We start from the raw sequence: 23,055 nt of genomic DNA on the forward strand, positions 1-23,055 counted from the left end.
CGTGAAGGTGCTGCTGTTCGGCGCCACCGGGGCCGTGGGAAGAAGCTGCCTCGACGTCCTGACGCAAGCCGGAAACGCCTCGGTGGTGCTTGCGGGTCGCGACGAGGCGCGGCTGCGGGAGGTGGCCAGCGGCACCCGGGGCGACATCAGCATCGCGCGCCTCGACCTGACCAATCTCCGCGTCCTACCGGACTGCGACGTCGTAATCAACTGCGCCGGCCCCTCACATCGGCTCAGCGCATCAGCAGCCGCGACCGCCATCGCGGCCGGGCTGCCCTATGTCGACCCGGGTGGTGACCGGGCGCTGCTGGACCACCTCGCGGCCGCGAAACCCGCCGTTCCGGTCGTTCTGCAGGCGGGTGTCCAGCCCGGCCTCTCCGGCCTACTGCTGCGTGAGCTGGCCCGCGACCTGATTACCGGGAGCGACGGCATCACCGCATGGTGTGGCGGACTGCAGCGTTTGACGCCAGCCTCGGTGCTGGAATACCTCGCCAGCCTGCAGGACCGGAGCAGCCACCCCGGTGCCGAGGTGCGCGGCGGGAGGATTCAGCGTGTCGATCGTGCCGACCCTAGAATGCCACCGGGCCGATATTTTGCCGACTCGGTCACGGTGCATCCACACCTGGACGCCGAAACCGTCTCGGCAGCAGCGTATCTCGGTCTCGAGAATGTCTCGTGGATGAATGTGTTCGACGGTGTGCACACCACCCGGGCGATGCAGGCGCTCGCCCTCGACGGCGACGCAACGCGCGACGCCGACCTGAGCGCGGTGCTGGCGGCGTCCAAGCTCGATATGTTCGGACGCCGACCCTACTTCGCGATCGTCGGGGTGGCCGGCGCCAGGACGGTCGCCTTCACCTGTCCGGACAGCTATCGCGTCACGGGGGCGGCGGCGGCCTATGCGGCCCGGGTGGTGGCGGAATTGCCGGCGGGTGTCCTGCCCTTTTGGCGGGTCGACGAGCCGCGGCGGGTGGTGGATTTCGTGACCGAGATGGTGCCCGACGCCGCAGTGACCTACGGCGATCACGCGGTTGCGCCGATGTTCCCGGTTCCGCAGATGATCGAGGAAGGGTCGCTGTGACTCGGTCCAGCCGTCCGCGCGCAATCGTCGTGGGAGCGACCTTCGGCGCGGTCTACGCCGACGCGCTGGCGGCCGCTGACTCACCGGTCGAGTTGGTCGGACTGGTCTCCACCGGGTCGGCGGCATCGGCGGCGCTGGCGGATCGCCTGGGCATCGCGCTCTACCCGGACCTGGACGACCTGCCACACGTCGACGTCGCGTTCGTGGTGGTGCGATCCGGGGTCGTCGGCGGGGACGGCGCCCAGATCGCCGAGCGGTTGCTGACGCGAGGCATCCATGTGATGCAGGAGCAGCCCGTCCATGCCGACGAAATTCTGTCCCTGTTGCGAATCGCGAAAGCGAATTCCGCCCGTTACGCCGTCAACGACTTTTACAGCCGGGTCGCGCCGGTTCGGCAATTCATCGACGCCGCAACGGCGCTCGACGAGATTGAGCGGATCCGGTACGTGCATGCGCGGTCGTCGATCCATGTCGTCTACCCGTTGTTCGTCATTCTGAGCCAAGTCGTCGGACCCCTGGCGCCGGCGCGCATCCGGTTGTCCGGGGAACGCGGGCCGGGTCCCTTCAGCGCGGGCCGGTTGGTGCTCGGTGACGTGACCATCGACCTACTGGTCCAGAACGAGTTGTGTCCCACTGACCCCGACAATCACGCGCGACTGCTGCATGCCATCACCGTCGGGTCAGACGCCGGCGAACTCGTCCTCAGCCACACCCACGGGCCGACCCGGTGGCACCCTCGCCCTCGCGCCGAAGCAGCGGTGGAGGACTGGCCCATCTCCGAGTTGGTCGGTATCGAATTCGAGCCGACCACGTCGACCGTGCGAAACGAGCTGTGGCCGGCGGCCGTTCGGCTGGCAGCGGCTGACTTCATCGCGTCGATCGCCAATTCGGCCACCATGATCACCCAGAGGTTCATCCGGGCGACCCGACTGTGGTCGGAGTTCACCTCCGCGATGGGTCCGGTGGACTTGATCGAAGCCAAGGTGACCAAACATGTCTCGGCGGCGGACTTGCTCGCCCCGGGTCCGTCATAACGCGCGTTCCCGCACGATCCGCGCCAGATCGAGGCGGTGAATCCTGCCCGCGGTGGGCAACTGGGCCAGCGCGGCAGCGCAGAGAATGGCCAACGCCACCACCGCCGGTGTCGTCGCCTGCATCTCAAGACGGAGATGGTAACCCAGGCTGTGGTAGGTGGACAGCAGCCGATCCGCGAGCAGTACGCCGCCCAACAGGCCCAGTGGCAGCCCGACCAGCGCGATGCCGAGATTTTCCGCGGCGATCAAGCGGGACAGCATTCCGGCGCCCATGCCTTCAGCGTGCACCGCGCCGAGTTCACCGAGCCGCTCGGATACGTTGGCAGACATCGCGTTATACAACATCGCGGCGGCCATCACCGCAGCGAACACCAGCATGATGCTGACCAGCGTGTCATAGAGGCTGAAAGCCTGCCGCATGGTCGAGGCGAGCGCCGTCGCCGAACGGTAGGCGACCACCCCGGGCAAGGCGGCTATCCGGTCCCCGGCCACCCGCGCGTCGGACCCGGGACGCAAGGTGATCAGCACGCCGTTGACGGGTAACGAACCCGCTTGTGCTCTCAGGTGATTCAGCGAAATGTAGACGACCGGTGAGAAGGGTTCGTCGACGAATCCGGCCACTCGCTCGGTGAGTCGCACTCCGGACTGCGGCACCACCACGTCGATTCGGTCGCCCAGCGACACGGCCAGCAGATCGCGGAGTCCCACTCCGAGCAGGACGCCGTCGTCCGATAACCGGTTCGATCCCGATTCCATTGGGAAGGAGTGCATCCGGCTCTGTGGCTGCAGCCCGATCAACAGGGTCTGGTATCGCTGCGCGCCGGCGGTGACGGAGACGCCATAAGCACCGTACGGCTCCGCCGCGGCGACGTCGCGGTCGCCGAGCAACTTCTCCGTGACGGCGCCGGCCGAACCGGACACCACCACCTCACCGTCCTGCTTGGCGATCTGCCCGAACTGGCGATCGACCATGCCGGGCAGGGTGTCCCGCATGCCGGCGAAGACCATCACCAAGATGACGGACACAGCCACGCCGAGCACCGTGAACACCGTCCGGCGCCGGTTGCGCAGTTGCGACCTCAGCACCATCCGCCATCTTGCCGGGATGCGGCCAAGCGGCAACCGGTATCCAATGATTCGGCGCCGGCCCGCGGGTGGGGCCACCCGCATCGCTTCCGCGGGCTGCAGTCTCGCGGCGGCATTGGCCGGGGCCGCCGCTGCCGACATCGCGACGGCGACCACCGCAAGCGTCGCGAGGAGGTAGGTGAGCGGATGAATCGAGGTGAGGTGCATCGGCAGCGCGATGGCCGCGGTGTACTTCGTCGTAATCCACTGTCCCAATAGGTAGCCGCCGAACAGTCCGGGGAGGATTCCCACTGCGGCACAGGCGAGTCCGTACCCTAGGTAGTGCCTGCGTACAGCGCCCGGCGAAAGCCCGTTGGCTATCAGGGTTCCGATGACGGCGCGTTGAGCGGCGACGATCCGCGAAAGCAGCACATAGGTGCCCAGCACGACGGCGGCAAGAAACAGCCAGGGCAGAATCCCGGCGAGGCTGCCGAACTGCATGACATCGTCCCGCAGCGTGTGGAATGACGGCTGCTGCTCGCGCGGAAGGAACTGCAGCCCTTTGTCTGTCGCCAGCGCACCGACGGCCGTGGTCAGGGCGTCTGCCGCGGAGCGGTCGCGCGCATACACGGCCAGCTGTTCAACGGGCTGCGGCAGCACCCGCAGCAGCTCGTCGTCGGGCAGGAACACCACACCGAAGTCTTCGGGAGTGGTCAGAACCTCCTGGGGGGAGCGCGCGGGCCACAGGTATTCCGTCGACAGAACCGATCCCGCGATCGTAAACGGCTGCCAGCCTTGCTTTCCCAGCAGATCGATCGTGTCACGGGCCGCGACGTGATAATGCTCGGCGAGGTGCTGCTCGATGGCCAGCTGGCCGGTCCGGGGCAGGGCACCGGTCCGGATGTCGAGCAACGACACGCTCGGCTGCCCGGAGTCGGGCACACCGATCGCGCGTCCGTACAGCGCGTGGCCGTTGACCCGGATGCCGACGTCGGCCTGGTGCCGGATCTCGACGAGCGGACTACCCGCCATCGCGCCGACGGCGGTACGCAATCCGGCCGCACCGGGCCCGGACACGATGGCGTCCGGCAACCGCTGGCTGGAGTAGGACCGTTCGAAGGAGCCTTTCAGATTTCGGTAACTGTCGGTTGCGGCGACGAAGACCGCGACGCCGATGGCCATGATCACGGCGATAGCCCCGAACCGCCACCGCGCCCGCCACACGTCGCGACGCACCTTGCGGCGCAGCGTGCGGCTCACCAGTCCAATTCCGATGCATCCGCCGGGTTTTCGATCCACTCACTCTTGCTGATCGCGCCCGCATTCAGCCACAGCACTCGATCTGCCATCCGAGATATCTCGGTATTGTGGGTCACCACGATCACGGTCTGCCCACCGCGGCGGGCGAGGTCACTCAGGGCCGCCAGGACTTGACGACCGGTGGTCAGATCCAGGCTTCCGGTCGGCTCGTCGCACAACAGCAGTGGCGGCTGCTTGACGATCGCCCGGGCAATCGCAACCCGCTGCTGCTGGCCCCCGGAAAGTTGCGCGGGATAGCGATCCGCGACGTCCCCGACACCCACCCGCGTCAACGCGGCCGCACTGCGGGACCCTGCATCGGGTCCCGTCAGCTCGGCAAGAAGTTCGACGTTCTCGCGCGCCGTCAATGTGGGCACAAGATTGAAGAATTGGAAGACGAAACCGACCTGCCGGCGCCGATACCGCGTACGGCTGTTGCGGCTGAGCGCGCCGACATTGCGCCCGCCGACCTCGATCACGCCCTCGGATGGCTGATCGATTCCGCCAATGATGTTGAGCAGCGTCGTCTTTCCCGATCCGGACGGGCCGAGAAGCACCACGAATTCGCCGGCCCGGATGTCCAGGTCCACCGCGTCCAATGCGATGACCCGGGTGGGCCCGGCACCGTAGGTCTTGCCGACACCGGTCAACCTCACCAGCGGCTCGCCGTTTCGAGAGCTCGACTCTGAGTCCGCGTCACCGCCGTCCGGTTGTGCGCTCACGCCCTCACTATTTCATCTCCGTCGTGGCGCGATCGGCACCCACATGTCCGCGAGGCCGTCGGCGGGTCCACACTTGTGCCATGAATGTCAGTGATTGCACCACCGCAGCCCCGGCGCGGGAGGCGTGATGGCGTCCGCCAGCCCCGAGCCCCGTCGCCCGCTCAACGGCCTCTCGGACGTGCGGGCGTTCTTTCACACCAACACCACACCGCTGTACTTCATCTCGCCGACCCCGTTCAATCTGCTGGGCGTCGACCGCTGGATACGGAACTTCTTCTATCTGACGTACTACGACGCTTTCGAGGGCACACATTCGCGCGTGTTCGTGCCCCGGCGGCGAGACCGACGTGACTTCGACTCCATGGACGAGGTGTGCAGCCACCTGCTGTCCGATCCTGAGACGTTGGACTTCATCGCGGGCAAAGGCCCCGGTGGTAAGTGCTGCTTCGTGATGATGAATGAGGAAATCCAGGCACTGGCGCGGTCGGCGGGCCTGCAGGTCATGCATCCGCCGATCGAGCTGCGCGAGCGCCTGGGCTCCAAGATCGTGATGACGCGGCTGGCCAATGACGCGGGTATACCGAGCGTGCCCAACACGATCGGACGGGCCGGCTCCTACGACGAACTGCTCACGCTCGCGCAGGACGCCGGTCTGGGCGATGACCTCGTCATCTCGATCGCATACGGCAACGCCGGCAGTGGGACGTTCTTCGTGCACGGTCAGCGCGATTGGGACCAGCACGCCGGTGACCTGGTCGGGCAGGAGCTCAAAGTCATGAAGCGCATCCGCAACGTCGAGGTGTGCCTCGAGGGTGCCGTGACCCGCCACGGCACCGTGGTCGGCCCCGCGATGACGAGTCTGGTCGGTTATTCGGAGCTGACGCCGAGCCGGGGCAGCTGGTGTGGCAATGACATTTGGCACGAGGTATTGCCGCCGGCCCAGACCCGCGCCGCCCGGGAAATGGTGACAAAGCTGGGCGACGTCATGCGCGGCCAGGGTTACCTCGGCTACTTCGAAGTGGACCTGCTGCACGACCTCGACTCCGATGAGCTCTACCTCGGCGAGGTGAATCCGCGCCTGAGCGGCGCCAGCCCGATGACGAACCTGACCACCGAGGCGTACGCCGACATGCCGCTGTTCCTCTTCCATCTCCTCGAGTACATGGACGTGGAGTACGAGCTCGACATCGACGAAATCAACTCGCGCTGGGAGCGGGGCTATGGCGAAGACGAAGTCTGGGGTCAGGTGATCATCACGGAGACCTCGCCGGAAATCGAGATCTTCACCGCGACGCCGCGCACCGGGGTATGGCGCATCGACGACGACGGCCGTGTCTCCTTCGCGCGGACCGCAAACGACTGGGCCACCCTGCTCGACGGCTCCGAGGCGTTTTACATGCGCGTCGCGGCGCCCGGCGACTTACGTTCCGAGGGCGCCCAACTCGGCGTGCTGGTCACCCGTGGACACCTGCAGACCGACGACTACCGGCTGAGCGACCGCTGCCAGCGCTGGGTCAAAGGCATGAAGGCCAAGTTCACCTCGACGCCCCTGACGCCCGCCGCCCCGATCGTCTCTCGGCTCGTCGCACGAGCGTGAGCGCCCCGGCCGGCATCTCCCTGGACAACTGGCTGGCGGCGCCCTACGCGAAGTGGTCGTTCCAGCACGTCGAAGACTTCGTGCCGATCGCGGTCATCTCGCGGGGGAGCGGGCCGGTCGCGCGGTTGCCGGTAGCCGAGGTGCCGTTGGCGGACGTCCGGGTGGCCGGCAACGGTGGGGTGGCCACCACCGTCGGCGCGGTGATGCTTGCCACCGCCACCGACGGGTGGGCCGTCGCCCACCGCGGGGCTATGGTGGCCGAGGAATATCTCGACGGCATGCAGGCGCAGACCCGGCACCTGCTGTTCTCGGTCAGCAAATCCCTGGTGGCCGCCGTCGTCGGCGCGCTGCACGACGACGGTGCCATCGAGCTTGCCGCGCCCGTCACGAAATTCGTTCCGGCCCTGGCGGATTCGGGCTATGACGGAGCCACGGTGCGTCACCTGCTGGACATGAGGTCCGGCATCGCGTTCTCGGAGAACTACGACGATCCGGCCGCGGAGATTCACCGCCTCGACCAGGCGATGGGGTGGGCACCCCGTAGCGGTCCGGACGCGCCCGCCACGTTGCACGACTTCCTGCTGACCTTGCGGCGAAAATCACCGCACGGCGGTCCCTTCGAATACCGCTCGTGCGAGACCGATGTGCTCGGCTGGATCTGCGAGGTCGCCGGCGCCCGGCGGATGCCTGAGCTGATGTCGGAACTGTTGTGGAGTCGCATCGGCGCCCAGCGCGATGCCACCATCGGCATCGACGCGGCAGGCACCGGACTGTTCGACGGCGGCATCAGCGCCTGTCTGGCCGACATGATCCGGTTCGGGTCGCTGTTCCTGCGCGACGGCGTCTCATTGACCGGTCATCAGGTGGTGCCGACTGCGTGGGTCGCCGATACGCTGCAGGGCGGTCCAGACTCGCGGCAGGCGTTCGCCGCGAACCCCGACAACAACGAGATGCCGGGCGGGATGTACCGCAACCAGATGTGGTTTCCCTACCCCGACAGCAATGTCGTGCTGTGCCTGGGCATGTGCGGTCAGATGATCTACGTGGACCGGTCGGCGGAGATGGTCGCCGCCAAGCTGTCCACCCAGGCGCACTCGCACGAACCCCACATGGTGGACACGCTGCGCGCCTTCGACGCGGTAGCGCGCGAACTACGGTGCGGGTAATCGGCTGTACCGCAACACGATCAGCGGCGGGCAATCAGCGGGCTTGATCGCGGTCGATAACGAACCGCCGGTCACCGTTCGGGCGGCATACAATCCGAAGCGAACCGGACCCTTGGTCACGACAATCGCGCTGTGGCCTGATCACCCGCAGGCGAGGTCATGAAAAAGCGCTATAAGGGACTAACCCCGACGGCTCGGCGCCCCTTTGGAGAAATTCCGCGGTGCCCCGGCTGTGACTATGCCGTGAGATGCGGTTCGCACGGCCGGAAAGTCCGCGCCGAGTTAAACGCCCGGTTATTTTTAAATCTCTCGGGTTAGAAGAAGGGTCCGAACAGGGGATCCACTGACAGGTCAGACGACCCCACCTGCAGGACACGGTTGAATTCCGGGTAAACCATCTCACAGCACCGGAAATTCAAACCGCACCCGCAGCTCGACAGATTGGAGAATAATGACTACCGCCGCATGCGATTCCTTCGCGCCGACGAAGTTCCCGTTTGTGAGGAATCTGACTTTGCCGGTGCCAGACGGTAATTGCAAACTCGTCGTATCAAATCCAGCGCTCGACCCTACTTTATGGACCGAATATCTGGATGGCGCGGTTCGCAGCTACACCGAACACGGCGTAGAGCGTACTTTGAATATCGACGCGGTCCGGGATGGCATGGATACTCGATTGTTTTATGCGGCGGTGGACGGCCGGGGTGCGGTCGTCGGGGGCGCTCGCGTCGTAGGCCCGCTGTGGTCGGCCGATGATTCTCATGCTGTGATCGAATGGGAGGGTAGCCCCGGAGCGGTCGCGGTTCGGAAGATGATCGACGATCGGGTGCCGTTCGGTGTCGTTGAAGTGAAGACCGCGTGGGCGGACAGCGCCTCTCGTCACCGTGGTGCCATCGCGGCGGCCTTAGCACGTACGGCGCTGCCGAGCATGGCACTGCTGGGGGTTCAGTTCGTGATGGCGACGGCGGCCGCCCACGTGTTGGACCGGTGGCGCGCGTCGGGGGGAGTGGTGGCGGCGACGATCCCCGCGGTGGCCTACCCGGACGAGCGCTACCGAACCAAGATGATGTGGTGGGACCGCAGCACCATCGCTAACCACGCTGAACCCAAACAACTCTCGAGAATGTATACGGAGACAGGCGAGCTTATGAGGGACGCGGAGGCGTTGAACGGACTCGGCATGGCCGGCGCGGGCGCCGCCCGGTGACAAACGCGCCCGACGGCGAGGACTGCCAAGCGCTTGTCCTGTGCGACGGCGACCCCGAGGATCGCCGTGCACTTGACCGGCTCCGGGCGGATCCGAACATCCGGTGGATCGACCGGTTCGAAGAACAGCTGGCTACGGCACGACGCTCGCTGCCGGCGCCGGACCCGGATCTGCTGAGTGAAGCGAGGCGCTGGGTGTACTACCCGTGGCGCCGCGTGGTGGCCGCCATACTCGGTCCCCGGGCCTTCCGTGCGGTGCGCCTGGACCGCAACCGACACCTCATCACCGCGCAGGAGCAAGATGTTCTGAACGGGCTGCGGGTCGGTGTCGTCGGCGTCAGCGCCGGCCACGCGATTGCCTACACACTCGCCACCGAAGGCGCCTGTGGCACGCTACGACTGGCAGATTTCGATGAGCTGGAATTGTCGAACCTCAACCGGGTGCCCGCAACCGTCCTCGACTTAGGCCTCAACAAGGCGACCGTCGCCGCCCGGCGGATCGCGGAGTTGGACCCGTACCTCAAAGTCGAGGTGGTCGCGTCGGGGCTTTCGCCGCAGTCGATCGAGGCGTTCCTTGACGGCCTCGATGTCGTTGTCGAGGAATGTGATTCCCTGGATATGAAAGTGCTGCTGCGGCAAACGGCGAAGGCCCGCGGCGTCCCGGTGCTGATGGCGACCACCGACCGCGGCCTGATAGACGTCGAGCGCTACGACACCGATCCCGGGCGACCGATTCTGCATGGTCTGCTGGGCGATATCGACGCGGGCCGGCTGGGCGGTCTGACGACCCGGGAGAAGGTGCCGTACATACTCAATATTCTTGACAGTCAACAGCTTTCAGCGCGTGGCGCGGCTTCGCTGGTGGAGGTCGGCCAGACGTTGGCGGGCTGGCCCCAGCTGGCCGGCGACATCTGGGTAGGCGCGGCGACGGTGGCGAACGCCGTGCGCCGAATCGGCCTCGGTGAGCCACTTGGTTCCGGCCGGGTCCGGGTCGATGTCAGTGCCGCGCTGGATCGCCTCGATGAGCCCGCGCTGACCAACGGCACGAAGGCGGTTACGCCGGAGGTTGCGACGGCCACCGCGCCGGACGCGCGACGGCCGGTGAGCGAGGCAGTGGCCGAGGCCGCGACGTGCGCGCCCTCCGGCGGCAATGCGCAGCCCTGGCATGTTGTGGCCGAACAGGATTCGCTCACCGTGCGACTGGTGCCGGAACGCACCTCGATGATGGACATCGCCTTCCGCGGCAGCGCGGTCGCACTCGGTGCCGCGATGTTCAACGCCCGGGTCGCGGCGGCGGCTCACCAGGTTCTGGGGCCCGTCGAATTCGATACCAGGCAGCCCGGCTCACCGTTACAGGCGACACTGAAGTTCGGCCGGGGCGAGGACCCGGGTCTGGCCGCCCTCTATCAGCCCATGCTGCTTCGAGCTACCAACCGTTACTGTGGCACGCCCACTCCGCTGGATGCCACGATCGCGGCAATGCTCGAAGAGGTCGCGGCTAACGAAGGCGGGCGGTTGCGGATGTTGCTGTCGCGCGACGAGATCGAGCGGGCCGCAGCCATTTTGGCCGCCGCCGACCGCATTCGCTATCTCACCCCCAGGCTGCACGAGGAGATGATCTCCGAGCTTCGCTGGCCCGGGGATCCCTCGGCGGAGACCGGCATCGACGTGCACAGCCTGGGACTGGAGCCCAGCGAGTTGCGCGTTCTCGAGTTGGTGAGCCGCGCCGATGTCATTGCAAGCCTGGCGAAATGGGATGCGGGTAAGGCTCTCGGGACCAACATGTCCGAACGCGTCTCGGCGAGTTCGGCACTCGGCGTCGTCTACGTCCAGGGCACCGAACTCACCGATTTCGCCCGTGGCGGTTCGGCCATGCAGGCGGTGTGGATCGCCGCGCAGCAATGCGGCCTGGCTGTGCAACCGGTGTCGCCCGTCTTTCTCTACGGCTGCACGAGAGAGGATCTGCAGAAGGCTTCACCACACTTCGCCGCGGAGTTGCACCGACTGCAGCAGGAGCTGCGTGGCCTGGCCGAACCCGGGGGAGACGAGCACGAGGTCCTGGTATTCAGGCTGTTTCACGCCCCGCCGCCGTCGGTGCGCAGCCGCCGGCGCCGGCCCGGAACCAACTGAGAGTCGCGAACTTCGACAATGCACGACTACGCCACCCCGCATCGGCTTGACCAGATCGTCACCGCCGTCGCCAATCAACTCATCGCCGCCGACGCCGGCAGCTCAGTCGACGTCAGCCGGCGGGTACTGGCCTACCTGGTGGACCAGCTGGGCGTAGACGTCAGCTTCCTCCGGTACAACGACCACGACATCGATGCGACGAAGCTGGTGGCCGAATGGCCGCCCCGCCACGACATACCGGATCCCGATCCACTTGCGGTGATCTACTTCGCCGACGCCGACCCGGTTTTCGCGTCAGCCCAACACGCCAAGGAACCACTCGTCTTACGGCCGGACACGGAATCCGACGACTATCAACGGCGCATCCAGGAAGGCCGCCAGATCGTGGCCACGTCGTTGGCCGCCGTCCCGCTCATCTCTGCCGACGTCACCACCGGGGTGCTGGGGTTCGTCAAATACGGCGACCGGGAGTGGCACGAGGCCGAGCTCAACGCCCTGACCGCGATCGCCAGTCTGTTCGCTCAGGTCCAGGCTCGGGTGGCCGCCGAAACGCAGCTCCGCCACCTCGCCGACCATGACGACCTGACCGGCCTGCACAACCGTCGGGCACTGCTGGCCCATCTCGACCAGCGGCTGGCCGCCGGGCAGACCGGCCCGGTGGCGGCGCTGTTCCTGGATCTCGATCGCCTCAAGACCATCAACGACTACCTTGGTCACGCCGCGGGCGACCAGTTCATCCAGGTGTTCGCACAGCGACTGCGCACCGCGTGCCTCGGTGACAGCGTGATCGCGCGACTCGGCGGCGACGAGTTCGTCATCGTCCCGCCCTCGCCGATGAGCGCCGACGCCGCGGTGCGGTTCGCCGAACAGCTCAGCGACCAGTTCAAGGAACACGTGTCCATCGGGGGCGAGGTGCTCACCCGCACCGTCAGCATCGGCACCGCCTGCGCGACGCCCGGGATAGACACACCGTCGAACCTCATCCGCCGGGCGGACCAGGCCGTCCTGGCGGCCAAGCATGCCGGCGGCGACGGCATCGCGACCTTCACCGAAGACATGTCCCGGCGAAGCGAACTGCGCAACGACATCGAGCTGCACCTGCGCAGCGGCATCGAATCCGACGCTCTGCGGTTGGTGTACCTGCCCGAGGTCGACCTGCGGACCCGTTCGATCATCGGCGTGGAGGCCCTGGTCCGGTGGCAGCACCCGACCCGCGGGCTGTTGCCCCCCGACTTGTTCATCCCGGTCGCCGAATCGGTCAATCTCGCAGGCGAACTGGACAGGTGGGTGTTGCGTTCGGCCTGCCGGGAATTCGCGGACTGGCGGTCTGCCGGGCTCGGCCGTGATCTGGTGCTGCGGATCAACGTCTCGCCCGGTCAGCTGGTCACCGGCGGATTCGTCGAGTTCGTCGCCGACACGATCGACCGGCACGGTATCGGCGCCTCCTCGGTGTGTCTGGAGATCACCGAGAACGTCATCGTCCAGGACCTGCAGACCGCCCGCGCCACCCTGGCCGGCCTCAAGGACATCGGAGTGCGGATCGCCATCGACGACTTCGGAACCGGATACAGCGCCATGTCGCTCTTGCAGACGCTGCCGATCGACACGCTGAAGATCGACAGGTGTTTCGTGCGGCGACTCGGCACCGACTCCAGCGACCTCGTCATCGTGCGCGGGATCATGGTGTTGGCCCAGGGGTTCAACCTCAATGTGGTGGCCGAAGGCATCGAGACTGAGGACGCGGCCCGGGTGCTGATCGATCATCAGTGCTACCGCGGTCAGGGGTTCCTGTATTCGCCGCCGGTGACCGGCGCGGCCATGCGCGGCCTGCTCGCCAGCTAGCCGCGGCGGTCTCGACCAGCGCATTTCATCGCTGCTGCGGTATCCCTTCATCGCCGTTTGACACAAATTCCCGTGGGTATCCACGGGGCCGCGGTTGAGGAGGGACATGATCACGACCATTGGGCTGCACGCGGCGGCCGTCGCGCCTGATGCGCATGAGCCACTCTCGTCACATCTGTCACTTGAGGCAACAGACGCCCCAGTCGGCGCCCCCGGCACGACTCGAACGTGCGACCTAGGGATTAGAAGGCCCTTGCTCTATCCACCTGAGCTACGGAGGCAATGCGCAGGTCAGTCTATCCAAAGCCGAAAAATCAAGGGGCGCAGGCGACACAACGCGCCGGAAAAGAGTTTGACCGCGCCGGAAATGGGCTATGGTGTGAGCCTCGACACACGTACAACACCGGCCGGTCATCGGCCGTTAACCGCAACGTGGCGTGTGCCTGACGTCGAGGGGTGTGCTTAGCAATGTGTATTGCAAAGGTGACCGCGCGGTGCTCGCAAGCGGGTGCCGAGGCGTTGCGCCAGGGCGCGCAGCTCGCGGCTGACGCCCGGGGCATCTCCCGGGCCAGCGCGGTGCTGCTGCGTGGCTCACCGTTCGCCGTGGGCTGGATTGCCGGCTGGCTGGCTACCGAGTTCCCGCCGCACGTGCTCACCGGCCATGCGCTGTCCCGGGTGGCGCCGCCGGCGATCAACCGGGTCGGCACCACATGGGCCGCGCAGCGCGCGGACCGTGCGCTCACCGCAGCCCTCGAGGCGTCGTTCGGGTCCGACTTCCGTGACCAGGTCTTCCACCCGACCACCAACCCGGCGCTGAGCGTGCGCCGCGGCATCCTGCCCAAGCCCAAGCCCGGCCCGCACCGCCGCTACGCGGCGAAGACGTCGGACATCTCCTACGGCCCGGGTGGCACCGAGCACCTGCTCGACATCTGGCGCCGTCCGGACCTGGCCCCCGGTCACCGGGCCCCGGTGTTGATCCAGGTTCCGGGCGGGGCATGGAGCGTCAACGGCAAGCGTCCGCAGGCCTACACGCTGATGAGCCGGATGGTCGAACTGGGCTGGATCTGCGTCTCGATCAACTACAGCAAGAGCCCGCGCGCGAAGTTCCCCGCGCACATCATCGACGTCAAGCGCGCGATCGCCTGGGTCCGGGAAAACATTGGCGACTACGGCGGCGACTCCGACTTCATCGCGATCACCGGCGGTTCAGCGGGTGGGCACCTGGCTTCGCTGGCCGCCCTCACCCCCAACGACCCGACGTTCCAGCCCGGGTTCGAACGCGCCGACACCACGGTGCAGGCCGCGGCCCCGTATTACGGGGTTTACGACTTCACCGATTTCGACAACATGCACGAGATGATGATGCCGTTCCTCGAGCATTTCGTCATGAAAGCCAGATTCGCCGACCAGCCGGAACGCTTCACCGCGGCGTCGCCGATCTCCTATGTGCACCGCGACGCGCCGCCGTTCTTCCTGCTGCACGGCGACCGCGACCAGCTGGCACCCATCGGTCAGGCCCGGGCCTTCTGCGCGGCGTTGCAGGGAGCCGGGGCCCCAACGGTTGCCTACGCCGAACTGGCGAACGCGCACCACGCCTTCGACATCACCCCGACGGTGCGCTCCCGGCTGGCCGCCGACGCCGTCTCGGACTTCCTGGGTGTCGTCTACGGCCGGCGGGAGAGCGCCCTCATGGGCTCGTTCGCTCTGTCCGCCTCACCCGCCAGCTGAGCCGAGGCCACCTCCCTACGCTGAGAGCACCCTCACTTTCACCACCGCCGCAACCGGACTAGCGTTGGGTGGGCATTCCGGTGGCGGGGCCTGATAGCAGGAGGTTTGATCAGCGGTGAAGGGGTTGACGTGTCGGGTGACCCGGCTTTCGGGGGGTCGTGACCGTGGCTGAGGCCGTGGGGTTGTCCGACGAGCTTGGTCCGGTTGATTATCTGCTGCACCGAGGCGAAGCGAACCCGCGGACGCGCTCGGGGATCATGGCGCTGGAGCTGCTCGACACCACGCCGGACTGGAACCGCTTTCGTTCCCGGTTCGAGAATGCGTCCCGCAAGGTTCTGAGGTTGCGGCAGAAAGTCGTCGTGCCGACGCTGCCGACAGCGGCGCCGCGCTGGGTCGTCGATCCGGACTTCAATCTCGACTTCCACGTCCGGCGCGTGCGGGTGGCCGAACCCGGCACCCTTCGCGAGGTGTTCGACCTCGCCGAAGTCATGCTGCAGTCCCCGCTGGACATCTCCCGGCCGCTGTGGACGGCCACCCTGGTCGAAGGACTGGCCGACGGCAGAGCGGCTACGCTGCTGCACCTGAGTCATGCGGTCACCGACGGGGTCGGCAGCGTCGAGATGTTCGCCGAAATCTATGACCTGGAGCGCGATCCCGAGCCCAGGCCACTGCCCCCGCAACCGATCCCGCAGGATCTGACCCCCAATGACCTGATGCGCCAGGGCATTAACCACCTGCCCATGGCGATCGTCGGCGGCGCGCTGGGGGCGTTGACCGGAGCCGTATCGGCCGCCGGGAAGGCGGTGCTGGATCCGTTGTCCACGGTGTCCGGGATCTTCGGGTACGCCACATCGGGGGCACGGGTGTTGAACCGGGCGGCCGAACCCTCGCCGCTGCTGCGCCGGCGCAGCCTGGCCAGTCGCACCGAGGCGATCGACATCCGGCTTGCCGACCTCCACAAGGCGGCCAAGGCCGGTGGCGGGTCCATCAACGACGCATATCTGGCCGGTCTGTGCGGCGCGCTGCGGCGGTACCACGTCGCCCTCGGTGTGCCGATCAGCACCCTGCCGATGGCGGTTCCGGTGAACCTGCGCGCCGAAGGCGATGCGGCGGGCGGCAATCAGTTCACCGGAGTCAACCTCGCCGCCCCGGTCGGCACGGTCGATCCGGTGGCCCGGATCAAGAAGATCCGGGCGCAGATGACGCAACGCCGCGAAGAGCCCGCGATGAACATCATCGGGTCCATGGCACCGGTGCTCAGCGTGCTGCCGACCGCGGTGCTGGAGGGCATCAGCAGTTCGGTGATCGGCAACGACGTGCAGGCCAGCAACGTCCCGGTCTATCCGGGCGACACCTACATCGCCGGCGCAAAAATCATGCGGCAGTACGGTATCGGCCCGCTGCCGGGCGTGGCGATGATGGTCGTGCTGATCTCCCGGGGTGGCTGGTGCACCATCACCGTCCGCTACGACAGGGCGGCGGTGCAGAAGGACGACTTGTGGGCCCAGTGCCTGCTGGAGGCCTTCGACGAGATCCTCGCGCTGGCCGGCGATCCGCCGCCGCACGCGCTGGCGGCATCGTTCGAACCCAAGCCCGTCGCCTCCGCACGATCGGCGTCGGGCTCGTGAGCGCCGCAGACGAAAAGGACTCCGCGGTCAAGGACCTGCGGTTGCCCGGTTCGGTGGCCGAGATCATGGCCAGCCCACCGGGTCCGAAGGTCGGTGCGTTCTTCGACCTGGACGGAACACTGGTCGCCGGCTTCACAGCGGTCATCCTCACCCAGGAGCGGCTGCGCCGCCGCGACATGGGGGTGGGCGAGCTGCTGAGCATGATCCAGGGCGCGCTCAACCACACCCTGGGCCGCATCGAGTTCGAGGAGCTGATCAGCAAGGCGTCCATGGCGCTGGCCGGGCGGTTGCTGGACGACCTCGACGAGATCGGCGAGCGGCTGTTCAACCAGCGCATCGAGTCCCGGATCTATCCGGAGATGCGGGAATTGGTGCGCGCGCACGTGGCACGCGGCCACACCGTGGTGCTCAGCTCGTCGGCGCTGACCATCCAGGTGAACCCGGTGGCGCGATTCCTGGGCATCTCGAACACGCTCACCAACAAGTTCGAGACGAACGAGGACGGTTTGCTCACCGGCGGCGTGATCAAGCCGATCCTGTGGGGGCCGGGCAAAGCCGCTGCGGTGCAACGCTTTGCGGCCGAGCACGACATCGACTTGAAAGACAGCTACTTCTACGCCGATGGTGACGAGGACGTCGCCCTGATGTACCTGGTCGGCAATCCGCGCCCGACCAACCCCGAGGGCAAGATGGCCGCCGTGGCCAGGCGCCGCGGCTGGCCCATCCTGAAGTTCGACAGCCGCGGCGGTGTCGGGTTGCGTCGTCAGATCCGCACCCTGGCCGGCTTCGGCTCGATGGTTCCGGTTGCGGCCGGCGCGGTGGGTCTGGGCCTGCTGACCCGCAACCGGCGGCGCGGAGTGAATTTCTTCACCTCGAACTTCTCCTCGTTGCTGTTGGCCACCTGCGGTGTGCATCTCAACGTCATCGGTCAGGAGAACCTGACCGCGCAGCGGCCCGCGGTCTTTATCTTCAATCACCGCAATCAGGTTGATCCGATCATCTCCGGTGCGCTGGTGAAGGACAACTGGGTCGGCGTGGGCAAGAAGGAACTGCAGCGCGACCCGATCATGGGCACGATGGGCAAGTTGCTCGACGGGGTGTTCATCGACCGCGACGACCCGGACTCCGCGGTGGAGATGCTGCGCACCGTCGAAGACCGCGCCCGCAACGGCCTGTCCATCGTCATCGCCCCGGAGGGCACCCGGCTGGACACCACCGAGGTCGGCCCGTTCAAGAAAGGGCCGTTCCGGATCGCGATGTCGGTGGGAATTCCCATCATTCCCATCGTGATCCGCAATGCCGAGATCATCGCGTCGCGCAACTCAACCACGCTGAACCCCGGAACCGTCGATGTTGCGGTGTTCCCGCCGATTTCGGTCGAGAACTGGACCCTGGACACGTTGTCCGACCGGATCGCCGAGGTCCGTCAGCTCTACCTCGACACCTTGGCGGACTGGCCGTACGACGGGCTGCCCGAGGTGGACCTGTCCGCGAAGAAGCGCGCGCCGGCCGCCGCCGGGCAAGCGCCCGCGAAGAAGGCTGCCGCCAAGAAGGCTGCGAAGAAGGCAGCCGCCAAGAAGGCGCCGGCCAAGAAGGCCGCCGCGAAAAAGGCTGCGGCGAAAGAGATTCCGGCCAAGAAGACCCCCGCGAAGAAGGCCGCCGCGAGGAAGGCTCCGGCCAAGAAAGCTGCCGTCAAGCAACCTCCCGAGCCGACGCCGGACATCACTCCGCACGAATCCAGCGTGGACCCGAAGTCCGTGAGTGAGAGGCGACAAGAGAACTCGGAGCAGTCCGACTCGTCGACCTCGCAGCCCTGAGGCCCGCCGTGACCAGACCGGCCGCCGACACCAGCGCACTCCTGACCGCCGAAGATTCGCTGGTGCTCGCGTCCATGGACACACCGGTCGAGATGGAACTGATCATGGATTGGCTGGGCCAGCAGCGGGCCCGCCTGCCGCAGAACACCTTCGACGTGCTGAAGTTACCGGCGCGCACCGCGCCGCCGGGAGCGTTGACCGCGCTGGTCGAAAAACTCGAATCCTGCGACGACCGGTCGATCGTTCCGGTCCGTGTCTTCTGGCTGCCCCCCGCCGACCGGGGGAAAGTGGCCAAGGTGGCGGCCCTGCTCCCAGGCCGGGATCCCTACCATCCCAACCAGCGTCAGCAACGGCGGATTCTGCGCACCGAGCCGTGGCGGGCCCGGGTGGTTGCCGGCGAGTCGGCCAGTGTGTCCGAACTGCGCCGGCAATGGCGCGACACCACCGTCGGTGAGAACACCCAGGAATTCGCTGAGTTCGTCACCCGGCGGGCGCTGCTGGCGCTGGCCCGGGCCGAGTACCGGATCCTGGGGCCGCAGTACAAGTCCCCACGCCTGGTCAAACCGGAGATGTTGGCGTCAGCACGATTTCGGGCCGGCCTGGAGAAAATCCCTGGTGCCACAGTGGAGGAAGCCGGGCACATGCTCGACGAACTGGCGACCGGGTGGAGCCAGGCATCGGTCGACGTGATCTCGGTGCTGGGCAAGATGCTCAGCCGCGGGTTCGACCCGGACTTCGACTACGACGAGTATCAGGTCGCGGCCATGCGTGCCGCGCTGGAGTCTCACCCGGCCGTGTTGTTGTTCTCGCACCGGTCCTACATCGACGGGGCTGTGGTGCCGGTTGCGATGCAGGACAACCGGTTACCTCCGGTGCACATGTTCGGCGGGATCAACCTGTCGTTCGGCGTGATGGGGCCGCTCATGCGCCGCTCGGGGACGATCTTTATCCGCCGCAACATCGGCGACAACCCGCTCTACAAATATGTGCTCAAGGAGTACGTCGGCTACATCGTGGAGAAGCGGTTCAATCTGAGCTGGTCGATCGAGGGCACCCGGTCGCGCACCGGAAAGATGTTGCCGCCCAAACTCGGTCTGATGAGCTACGTCGCCGACGCTTACCTGGACGGTCGTAGCGAAGACATTCTGCTGCAAGGTGTTTCGATCTGTTTCGACCAGTTGCACGAGATCGCCGAATACGCGGCCTATGCGCAGGGCGCCGAGAAGACGCCGGAGGGCTTCAGCTGGCTCTACAACTTCATCAAGGCCCAGGGCGAGCGCAACTACGGCAAGATCTATGTCCGCTTCCCCGAAGCGGTGTCGATGCGCCAATACCTCGGACCGCCGGACGGACCGCTGGCAGCCGACCCGGCCGCTAAACGCCTTGCGCTGCAGAAGATGTCGTTCGAGGTGGCCTGGCGGATCCTGCAGTCGACGCCGGTGACCGCGACGGGTCTGGTGTCCGCGCTGCTGCTCACCACGCGCGGGATGGCCCTGACACTCGATCAGTTGCACCACACGTTGCAGGACTCGCTGGACTACCTCGACCGCAAGCACACGCCGGTCTCCACCAGTGCGTTGCGGTTGCGCTCGCGCGAGGGTGTGCGGGCCGCGGTCGACGCGCTCTCCAACGGGCACCCGGTGACTCGGGTCGACAGCGGCCGGCAACCGGTGTGGTACATCGCTCCCGCCGACGAGCACGCCGCGGCGTTCTACCGAAACTCGGTGATCCACGCGTTCCTGGAGACCTCGATCGTGGAACTTGCGCTGGCGCATGCCCGTAACGCGACCGGTGACCGGGTGGAAGCGTTCTGGGCTCAGGCGATGCGGCTGCGTGATCTGCTGAAATTCGATTTCTACTTCGCCGACTCGGCGGCGTTCCGGGCCAATATCGCCGAAGAGATGGCCTGGCACCAGGATTGGGAAGTCCAGCTTGCCGCCGGGGGAGAAGCTGTCGAGCAGATGCTGTACGCCAAGCGGCCGCTGATGTCGGATGCGATGCTGCGGGTGTTCTTCGAGGCCTACGAGATCGTCGCCGACGTGCTGCGCGATGCCCCACCGGACATCAGCCAGCAGGAGTTGACCGACCTGGCACTCGGGGTCGGCCGGCAGTACGTCGCCCAGGGCAGGGTCCGCAGCAGTGAGTCGGTGTCCACCCTGTTGTTCGCCACGGCCCGGCAGGTCGTCGTCGACCAGGACCTGATCGCGCCGGCGGCGGACCTGACCGAGCGCCGGGTGACCTTCCGCCACGAACTGCGCAACATCCTGCGTGACTTCGCCTACGTCGAGCACATCGCCCGCAACCAATTCGTCGAGCGTGAATTCAAGATGCGTCAGCTGCGCTCCGGAGAACCGGACTAGCCCCGTCCACAGTGGCGGGTTTGTCAACAGGCGCACCGATCACCGTGCCCGCGCCGGCACGATCCGTCGGTGCCGGCGGGCTCAATGGGTCTCAACACCAGCACGACCCGAGAGAAAGTTGAGCCAATGTTCGAAACATGGATGACCATCGTCGGCCACATCGTCAACGACCCCCAGCGCCGTCGCGTCGGCAGCGAAGAACTGATCAAGTTCCGGGTGGCCAGCAACTCACGCCGACGGACCGCCGACGGCGGCTGGGAACCGGGCAACTCACTGTTCATCACCGTCAACTGCTGGGGCCGGCTGGTCACCGGGGTCGGTGCCGCGCTGAGCAAGGGCGCGCCCGTGATCGCGGTGGGTCACGTCTACACCAGCGAGTACGAGGACCGCGACGGCAACCGGCGCTCGTCGATGGAGATGCGCGCGACCGCGGTCGGCCCGGACCTGGCCCGCGCGATCGTGCGCATCGAGAAGCCGAGCTACACCGGGCCGCAGCCGGTCGAGAATCCGGCCGTCGAGAGTGCCGGCGGAGTTGCCGAACCGACCGAAGTCGCCGTCCCGGGCAGCACGGTCGAGGGCACCGACGGCGCCGCGGCGCTGCCACTGTCGGCCTAGCGCTTTCCCGCGGTGCATAGGATGGTCCGCGGATATCCAAAGACCAGAAAGGCAACACCGCGGCATGGCTGAGTTCATCTACACGATGAAGAAGGTCCGCAAGGCGCACGGCGACAAGGTGATTCTCGACGATGTGACGTTGAGCTTCTACCCGGGCGCCAAGATCGGCGTCGTCGGCCCCAACGGGGCGGGCAAGTCGAGCGTCTTGCGGATCATGGCCGGACTGGACAAGCCGAACAACGGCGACGCTTTTCTGGCTACCGGCGCGACGGTAGGCATCCTGCTGCAGGAGCCGCCGCTGAACGAGGAGAAGACGGTCCGCGGCAACGTGGAGGAGGGCCTGGGCGAGATCAAGGTGAAGCTCGACCGCTTCAACGAGGTCGCCGAGCTGATGGCCACCGACTACTCCGACGAGCTGATGGAGGAGATGGGCCGGCTGCAGGAGGATCTGGACCACGCCGACGCGTGGGACCTGGACTCGCAGCTGGAGCAGGCCATGGACGCTCTGCGCTGCCCGCCGCCGGACGAACCCGTCACCAACCTCTCCGGCGGCGAGCGCCGCCGGGTGGCGTTGTGCAAGCTGCTGCTGTCGAAGCCCGACCTGCTGCTGCTCGACGAGCCGACCAACCACCTGGACGCCGAGAGTGTGCAGTGGCTCGAGCAGCACCTGGCCAGCTACGCCGGGGCGATCCTGGCCGTCACCCACGACCGCTACTTCCTGGACAACGTGGCCGAATGGATCCTCGAGCTCGACCGCGGCCGCGCCTACCCGTACGAGGGCAACTACTCGACTTACCTGGAGAAGAAGGCCGAACGTCTGTCGGTGCAGGGCCGCAAGGACGCCAAGCTGCAGAAGCGGCTGACTGAGGAACTGGCGTGGGTGCGCTCCGGCGCCAAGGCCCGCCAGGCCAAGAGCAAGGCACGCCTGCAGCGCTACGAGGAGATGGCGGCCGAGGCCGAGAAGACGCGCAAGCTCGATTTCGAGGAGATTCAGATCCCGGTCGGGCCGCGGCTGGGCTCGGTGGTGGTCGAAGTCGAGCACCTGGACAAGGGCTTCGAAGGCCGCACTCTCATCAAGGACCTGTCCTTCACCCTGCCCCGCAACGGCATCGTCGGCGTCATCGGCCCCAACGGCGTCGGTAAGACCACGCTGTTCAAGACCATCGTGGGCCTTGAACAGCCCGACAGCGGCACCGTCAAGGTGGGCGAGACCGTCAAGTTGAGCTACGTCGATCAGACCCGCTCGGGCATCGACCCGAAGAAGACGGTGTGGCAGGTCGTCTCGGACGGACTGGACTACATCCAGGTCGGACAGACCGAAGTGCCGTCGCGGGCATACGTGTCGGCATTCGGGTTCAAGGGGCCCGATCAGCAGAAACCGGCGGGGGTGCTGTCCGGTGGTGAGCGCAACCGGCTGAACCTGGCACTGACACTCAAGCAGGGCGGCAACCTGATCCTGCTGGACGAGCCGACCAACGACCTGGACGTCGAAACGCTGAGTTCGCTGGAAAACGCGCTGGTCAACTTCCCCGGGTGTGCGGTGGTGATCTCCCACGACCGGTGGTTCCTGGACCGGACCTGCACGCACATCCTGGCGTGGGAAGGCGACACCGACAACGAGGCCAAGTGGTTCTGGTTCGAGGGCAATTTCGGCGCATACGAGGAAAACAAAGTGGAACGGCTCGGTGCCGATGCCGCGCGTCCGCACAGGGTGACCCACCGCAGGCTCACACGGGACTAGTGTCAGTCTCGCCACGGCCGTGCT

15 protein-coding genes and 1 tRNA gene are annotated in these 23,055 nt (G+C 66.6%); 13 read left to right on the forward strand and 3 right to left on the reverse strand.

Annotated features, from left to right (window positions below; all coding sequences use genetic code 11):
• Position 1: 1 nt before the first annotated feature.
• The gene (locus ACNQS7_RS29480) at positions 2-1,081 is read left to right on the forward strand and encodes a saccharopine dehydrogenase NADP-binding domain-containing protein (RefSeq protein ID WP_418015327.1); all 1,080 of its coding nucleotides are present in this window, start codon (positions 2-4) and stop codon (positions 1,079-1,081) included.
• Positions 1,078-2,115, forward strand: coding sequence for a Gfo/Idh/MocA family oxidoreductase (locus ACNQS7_RS29485; protein WP_418015328.1), 1,038 nt, complete (start codon positions 1,078-1,080; stop codon positions 2,113-2,115). Before ACNQS7_RS29480 ends, ACNQS7_RS29485 begins: the two co-directional genes overlap by 4 nt.
• On the opposite strand, the gene ACNQS7_RS29490 is transcribed toward ACNQS7_RS29485, so the two are convergent.
• Positions 2,110-4,440 (reverse strand): FtsX-like permease family protein, encoded by a 2,331-nt coding sequence (locus ACNQS7_RS29490; RefSeq protein ID WP_418015329.1) that lies wholly within the window; start codon positions 4,438-4,440, stop codon positions 2,110-2,112. The genes ACNQS7_RS29485 and ACNQS7_RS29490 overlap by 6 nt on opposite strands.
• A complete protein-coding gene (locus tag ACNQS7_RS29495) occupies positions 4,437-5,201 on the reverse strand; it encodes an ABC transporter ATP-binding protein (RefSeq protein WP_418015330.1) in 765 nt (254 codons plus the stop codon). Before ACNQS7_RS29495 ends, ACNQS7_RS29490 begins: the two co-directional genes overlap by 4 nt.
• 127 nt (positions 5,202-5,328) lie before the next feature.
• Here ACNQS7_RS29495 and ACNQS7_RS29500 point away from each other — a divergent pair, with 127 nt between their 5' ends.
• From ACNQS7_RS29500 to ACNQS7_RS29520, 5 genes are all read left to right on the forward strand, one after another.
• Positions 5,329-6,798: a biotin carboxylase gene (locus ACNQS7_RS29500; protein WP_418015331.1), complete on the forward strand. Its 1,470-nt coding sequence runs from the start codon at positions 5,329-5,331 to the stop codon at positions 6,796-6,798.
• Positions 6,795-7,964 (forward strand): serine hydrolase domain-containing protein, encoded by a 1,170-nt coding sequence (locus tag ACNQS7_RS29505; RefSeq protein ID WP_418015332.1) that lies wholly within the window; start codon positions 6,795-6,797, stop codon positions 7,962-7,964. Before ACNQS7_RS29500 ends, ACNQS7_RS29505 begins: the two co-directional genes overlap by 4 nt.
• Before the next feature lie 451 nt (positions 7,965-8,415).
• A complete protein-coding gene (locus tag ACNQS7_RS29510; RefSeq protein WP_418015333.1) occupies positions 8,416-9,171 on the forward strand; it encodes a hypothetical protein in 756 nt (251 codons plus the stop codon).
• Entirely contained in the window at positions 9,168-11,300 is a 2,133-nt protein-coding gene (locus tag ACNQS7_RS29515; protein ID WP_418015334.1) for an Rv1355c family protein, read from the forward strand. Before ACNQS7_RS29510 ends, ACNQS7_RS29515 begins: the two co-directional genes overlap by 4 nt.
• 18 nt (positions 11,301-11,318) lie before the next feature.
• Positions 11,319-13,142 (forward strand): putative bifunctional diguanylate cyclase/phosphodiesterase, encoded by a 1,824-nt coding sequence (locus tag ACNQS7_RS29520; protein ID WP_418015335.1) that lies wholly within the window; start codon positions 11,319-11,321, stop codon positions 13,140-13,142.
• 207 nt (positions 13,143-13,349) lie between these two features.
• Here ACNQS7_RS29520 and ACNQS7_RS29525 read toward each other — a convergent pair.
• Positions 13,350-13,423: transfer RNA gene (locus ACNQS7_RS29525), tRNA-Arg, on the reverse strand.
• A gap of 187 nt (positions 13,424-13,610) precedes the next feature.
• On the opposite strand from ACNQS7_RS29525, the gene ACNQS7_RS29530 reads away from it, so the two are divergent.
• The 6 genes from ACNQS7_RS29530 to ettA all read left to right on the forward strand — a co-directional run bounded on the left by ACNQS7_RS29530 (position 13,611) and on the right by ettA (position 23,031).
• A complete protein-coding gene (locus ACNQS7_RS29530) occupies positions 13,611-14,870 on the forward strand; it encodes an alpha/beta hydrolase fold domain-containing protein (RefSeq protein WP_418015336.1) in 1,260 nt (419 codons plus the stop codon).
• Between the two features lie 158 nt (positions 14,871-15,028).
• Complete coding sequence (locus ACNQS7_RS29535) at positions 15,029-16,498, forward strand: WS/DGAT/MGAT family O-acyltransferase (RefSeq protein WP_418015337.1); 1,470 nt, start codon at positions 15,029-15,031, stop codon at positions 16,496-16,498.
• Positions 16,495-18,315 carry an HAD-IB family hydrolase gene (locus tag ACNQS7_RS29540; protein WP_418015338.1) on the forward strand — a complete coding sequence of 607 codons (1,821 nt, stop codon included), beginning with the start codon at positions 16,495-16,497 and terminating at the stop codon, positions 18,313-18,315. Before ACNQS7_RS29535 ends, ACNQS7_RS29540 begins: the two co-directional genes overlap by 4 nt.
• Before the next feature lie 8 nt (positions 18,316-18,323).
• Entirely contained in the window at positions 18,324-20,675 is a 2,352-nt protein-coding gene (locus ACNQS7_RS29545; RefSeq protein WP_418015339.1) for a glycerol-3-phosphate 1-O-acyltransferase, read from the forward strand.
• Positions 20,676-20,801: 126 nt separating this feature from the next.
• A complete protein-coding gene (locus ACNQS7_RS29550; protein ID WP_418015340.1) occupies positions 20,802-21,290 on the forward strand; it encodes a single-stranded DNA-binding protein in 489 nt (162 codons plus the stop codon).
• A 64-nt stretch (positions 21,291-21,354) separates the two neighbouring features.
• A complete protein-coding gene (ettA, locus tag ACNQS7_RS29555) occupies positions 21,355-23,031 on the forward strand; it encodes an energy-dependent translational throttle protein EttA (RefSeq protein WP_310768510.1) in 1,677 nt (558 codons plus the stop codon).
• The last annotated feature ends 24 nt before the right edge of the window (positions 23,032-23,055 follow it).

Source organism: Mycobacterium sp. 23 (genome assembly GCF_048287075.1).
GTDB lineage: Bacteria > Actinomycetota > Actinomycetes > Mycobacteriales > Mycobacteriaceae > Mycobacterium > Mycobacterium gordonae_B.

Coding starts and splice junctions, on each gene's coding strand:
- ACNQS7_RS29550 (WP_418015340.1), top strand. CDS start 20,802: ATGTTCGAAACATGGATGACCATCGTCGGCCACATCGTCAACGACCCC.
- ACNQS7_RS29530 (WP_418015336.1), top strand. CDS start 13,611: ATGTGTATTGCAAAGGTGACCGCGCGGTGCTCGCAAGCGGGTGCCGAG.
- ACNQS7_RS29510 (WP_418015333.1), top strand. CDS start 8,416: ATGACTACCGCCGCATGCGATTCCTTCGCGCCGACGAAGTTCCCGTTT.
- ACNQS7_RS29500 (WP_418015331.1), top strand. CDS start 5,329: ATGGCGTCCGCCAGCCCCGAGCCCCGTCGCCCGCTCAACGGCCTCTCG.
- ACNQS7_RS29520 (WP_418015335.1), top strand. CDS start 11,319: ATGCACGACTACGCCACCCCGCATCGGCTTGACCAGATCGTCACCGCC.
- ettA (WP_310768510.1), top strand. CDS start 21,355: ATGGCTGAGTTCATCTACACGATGAAGAAGGTCCGCAAGGCGCACGGC.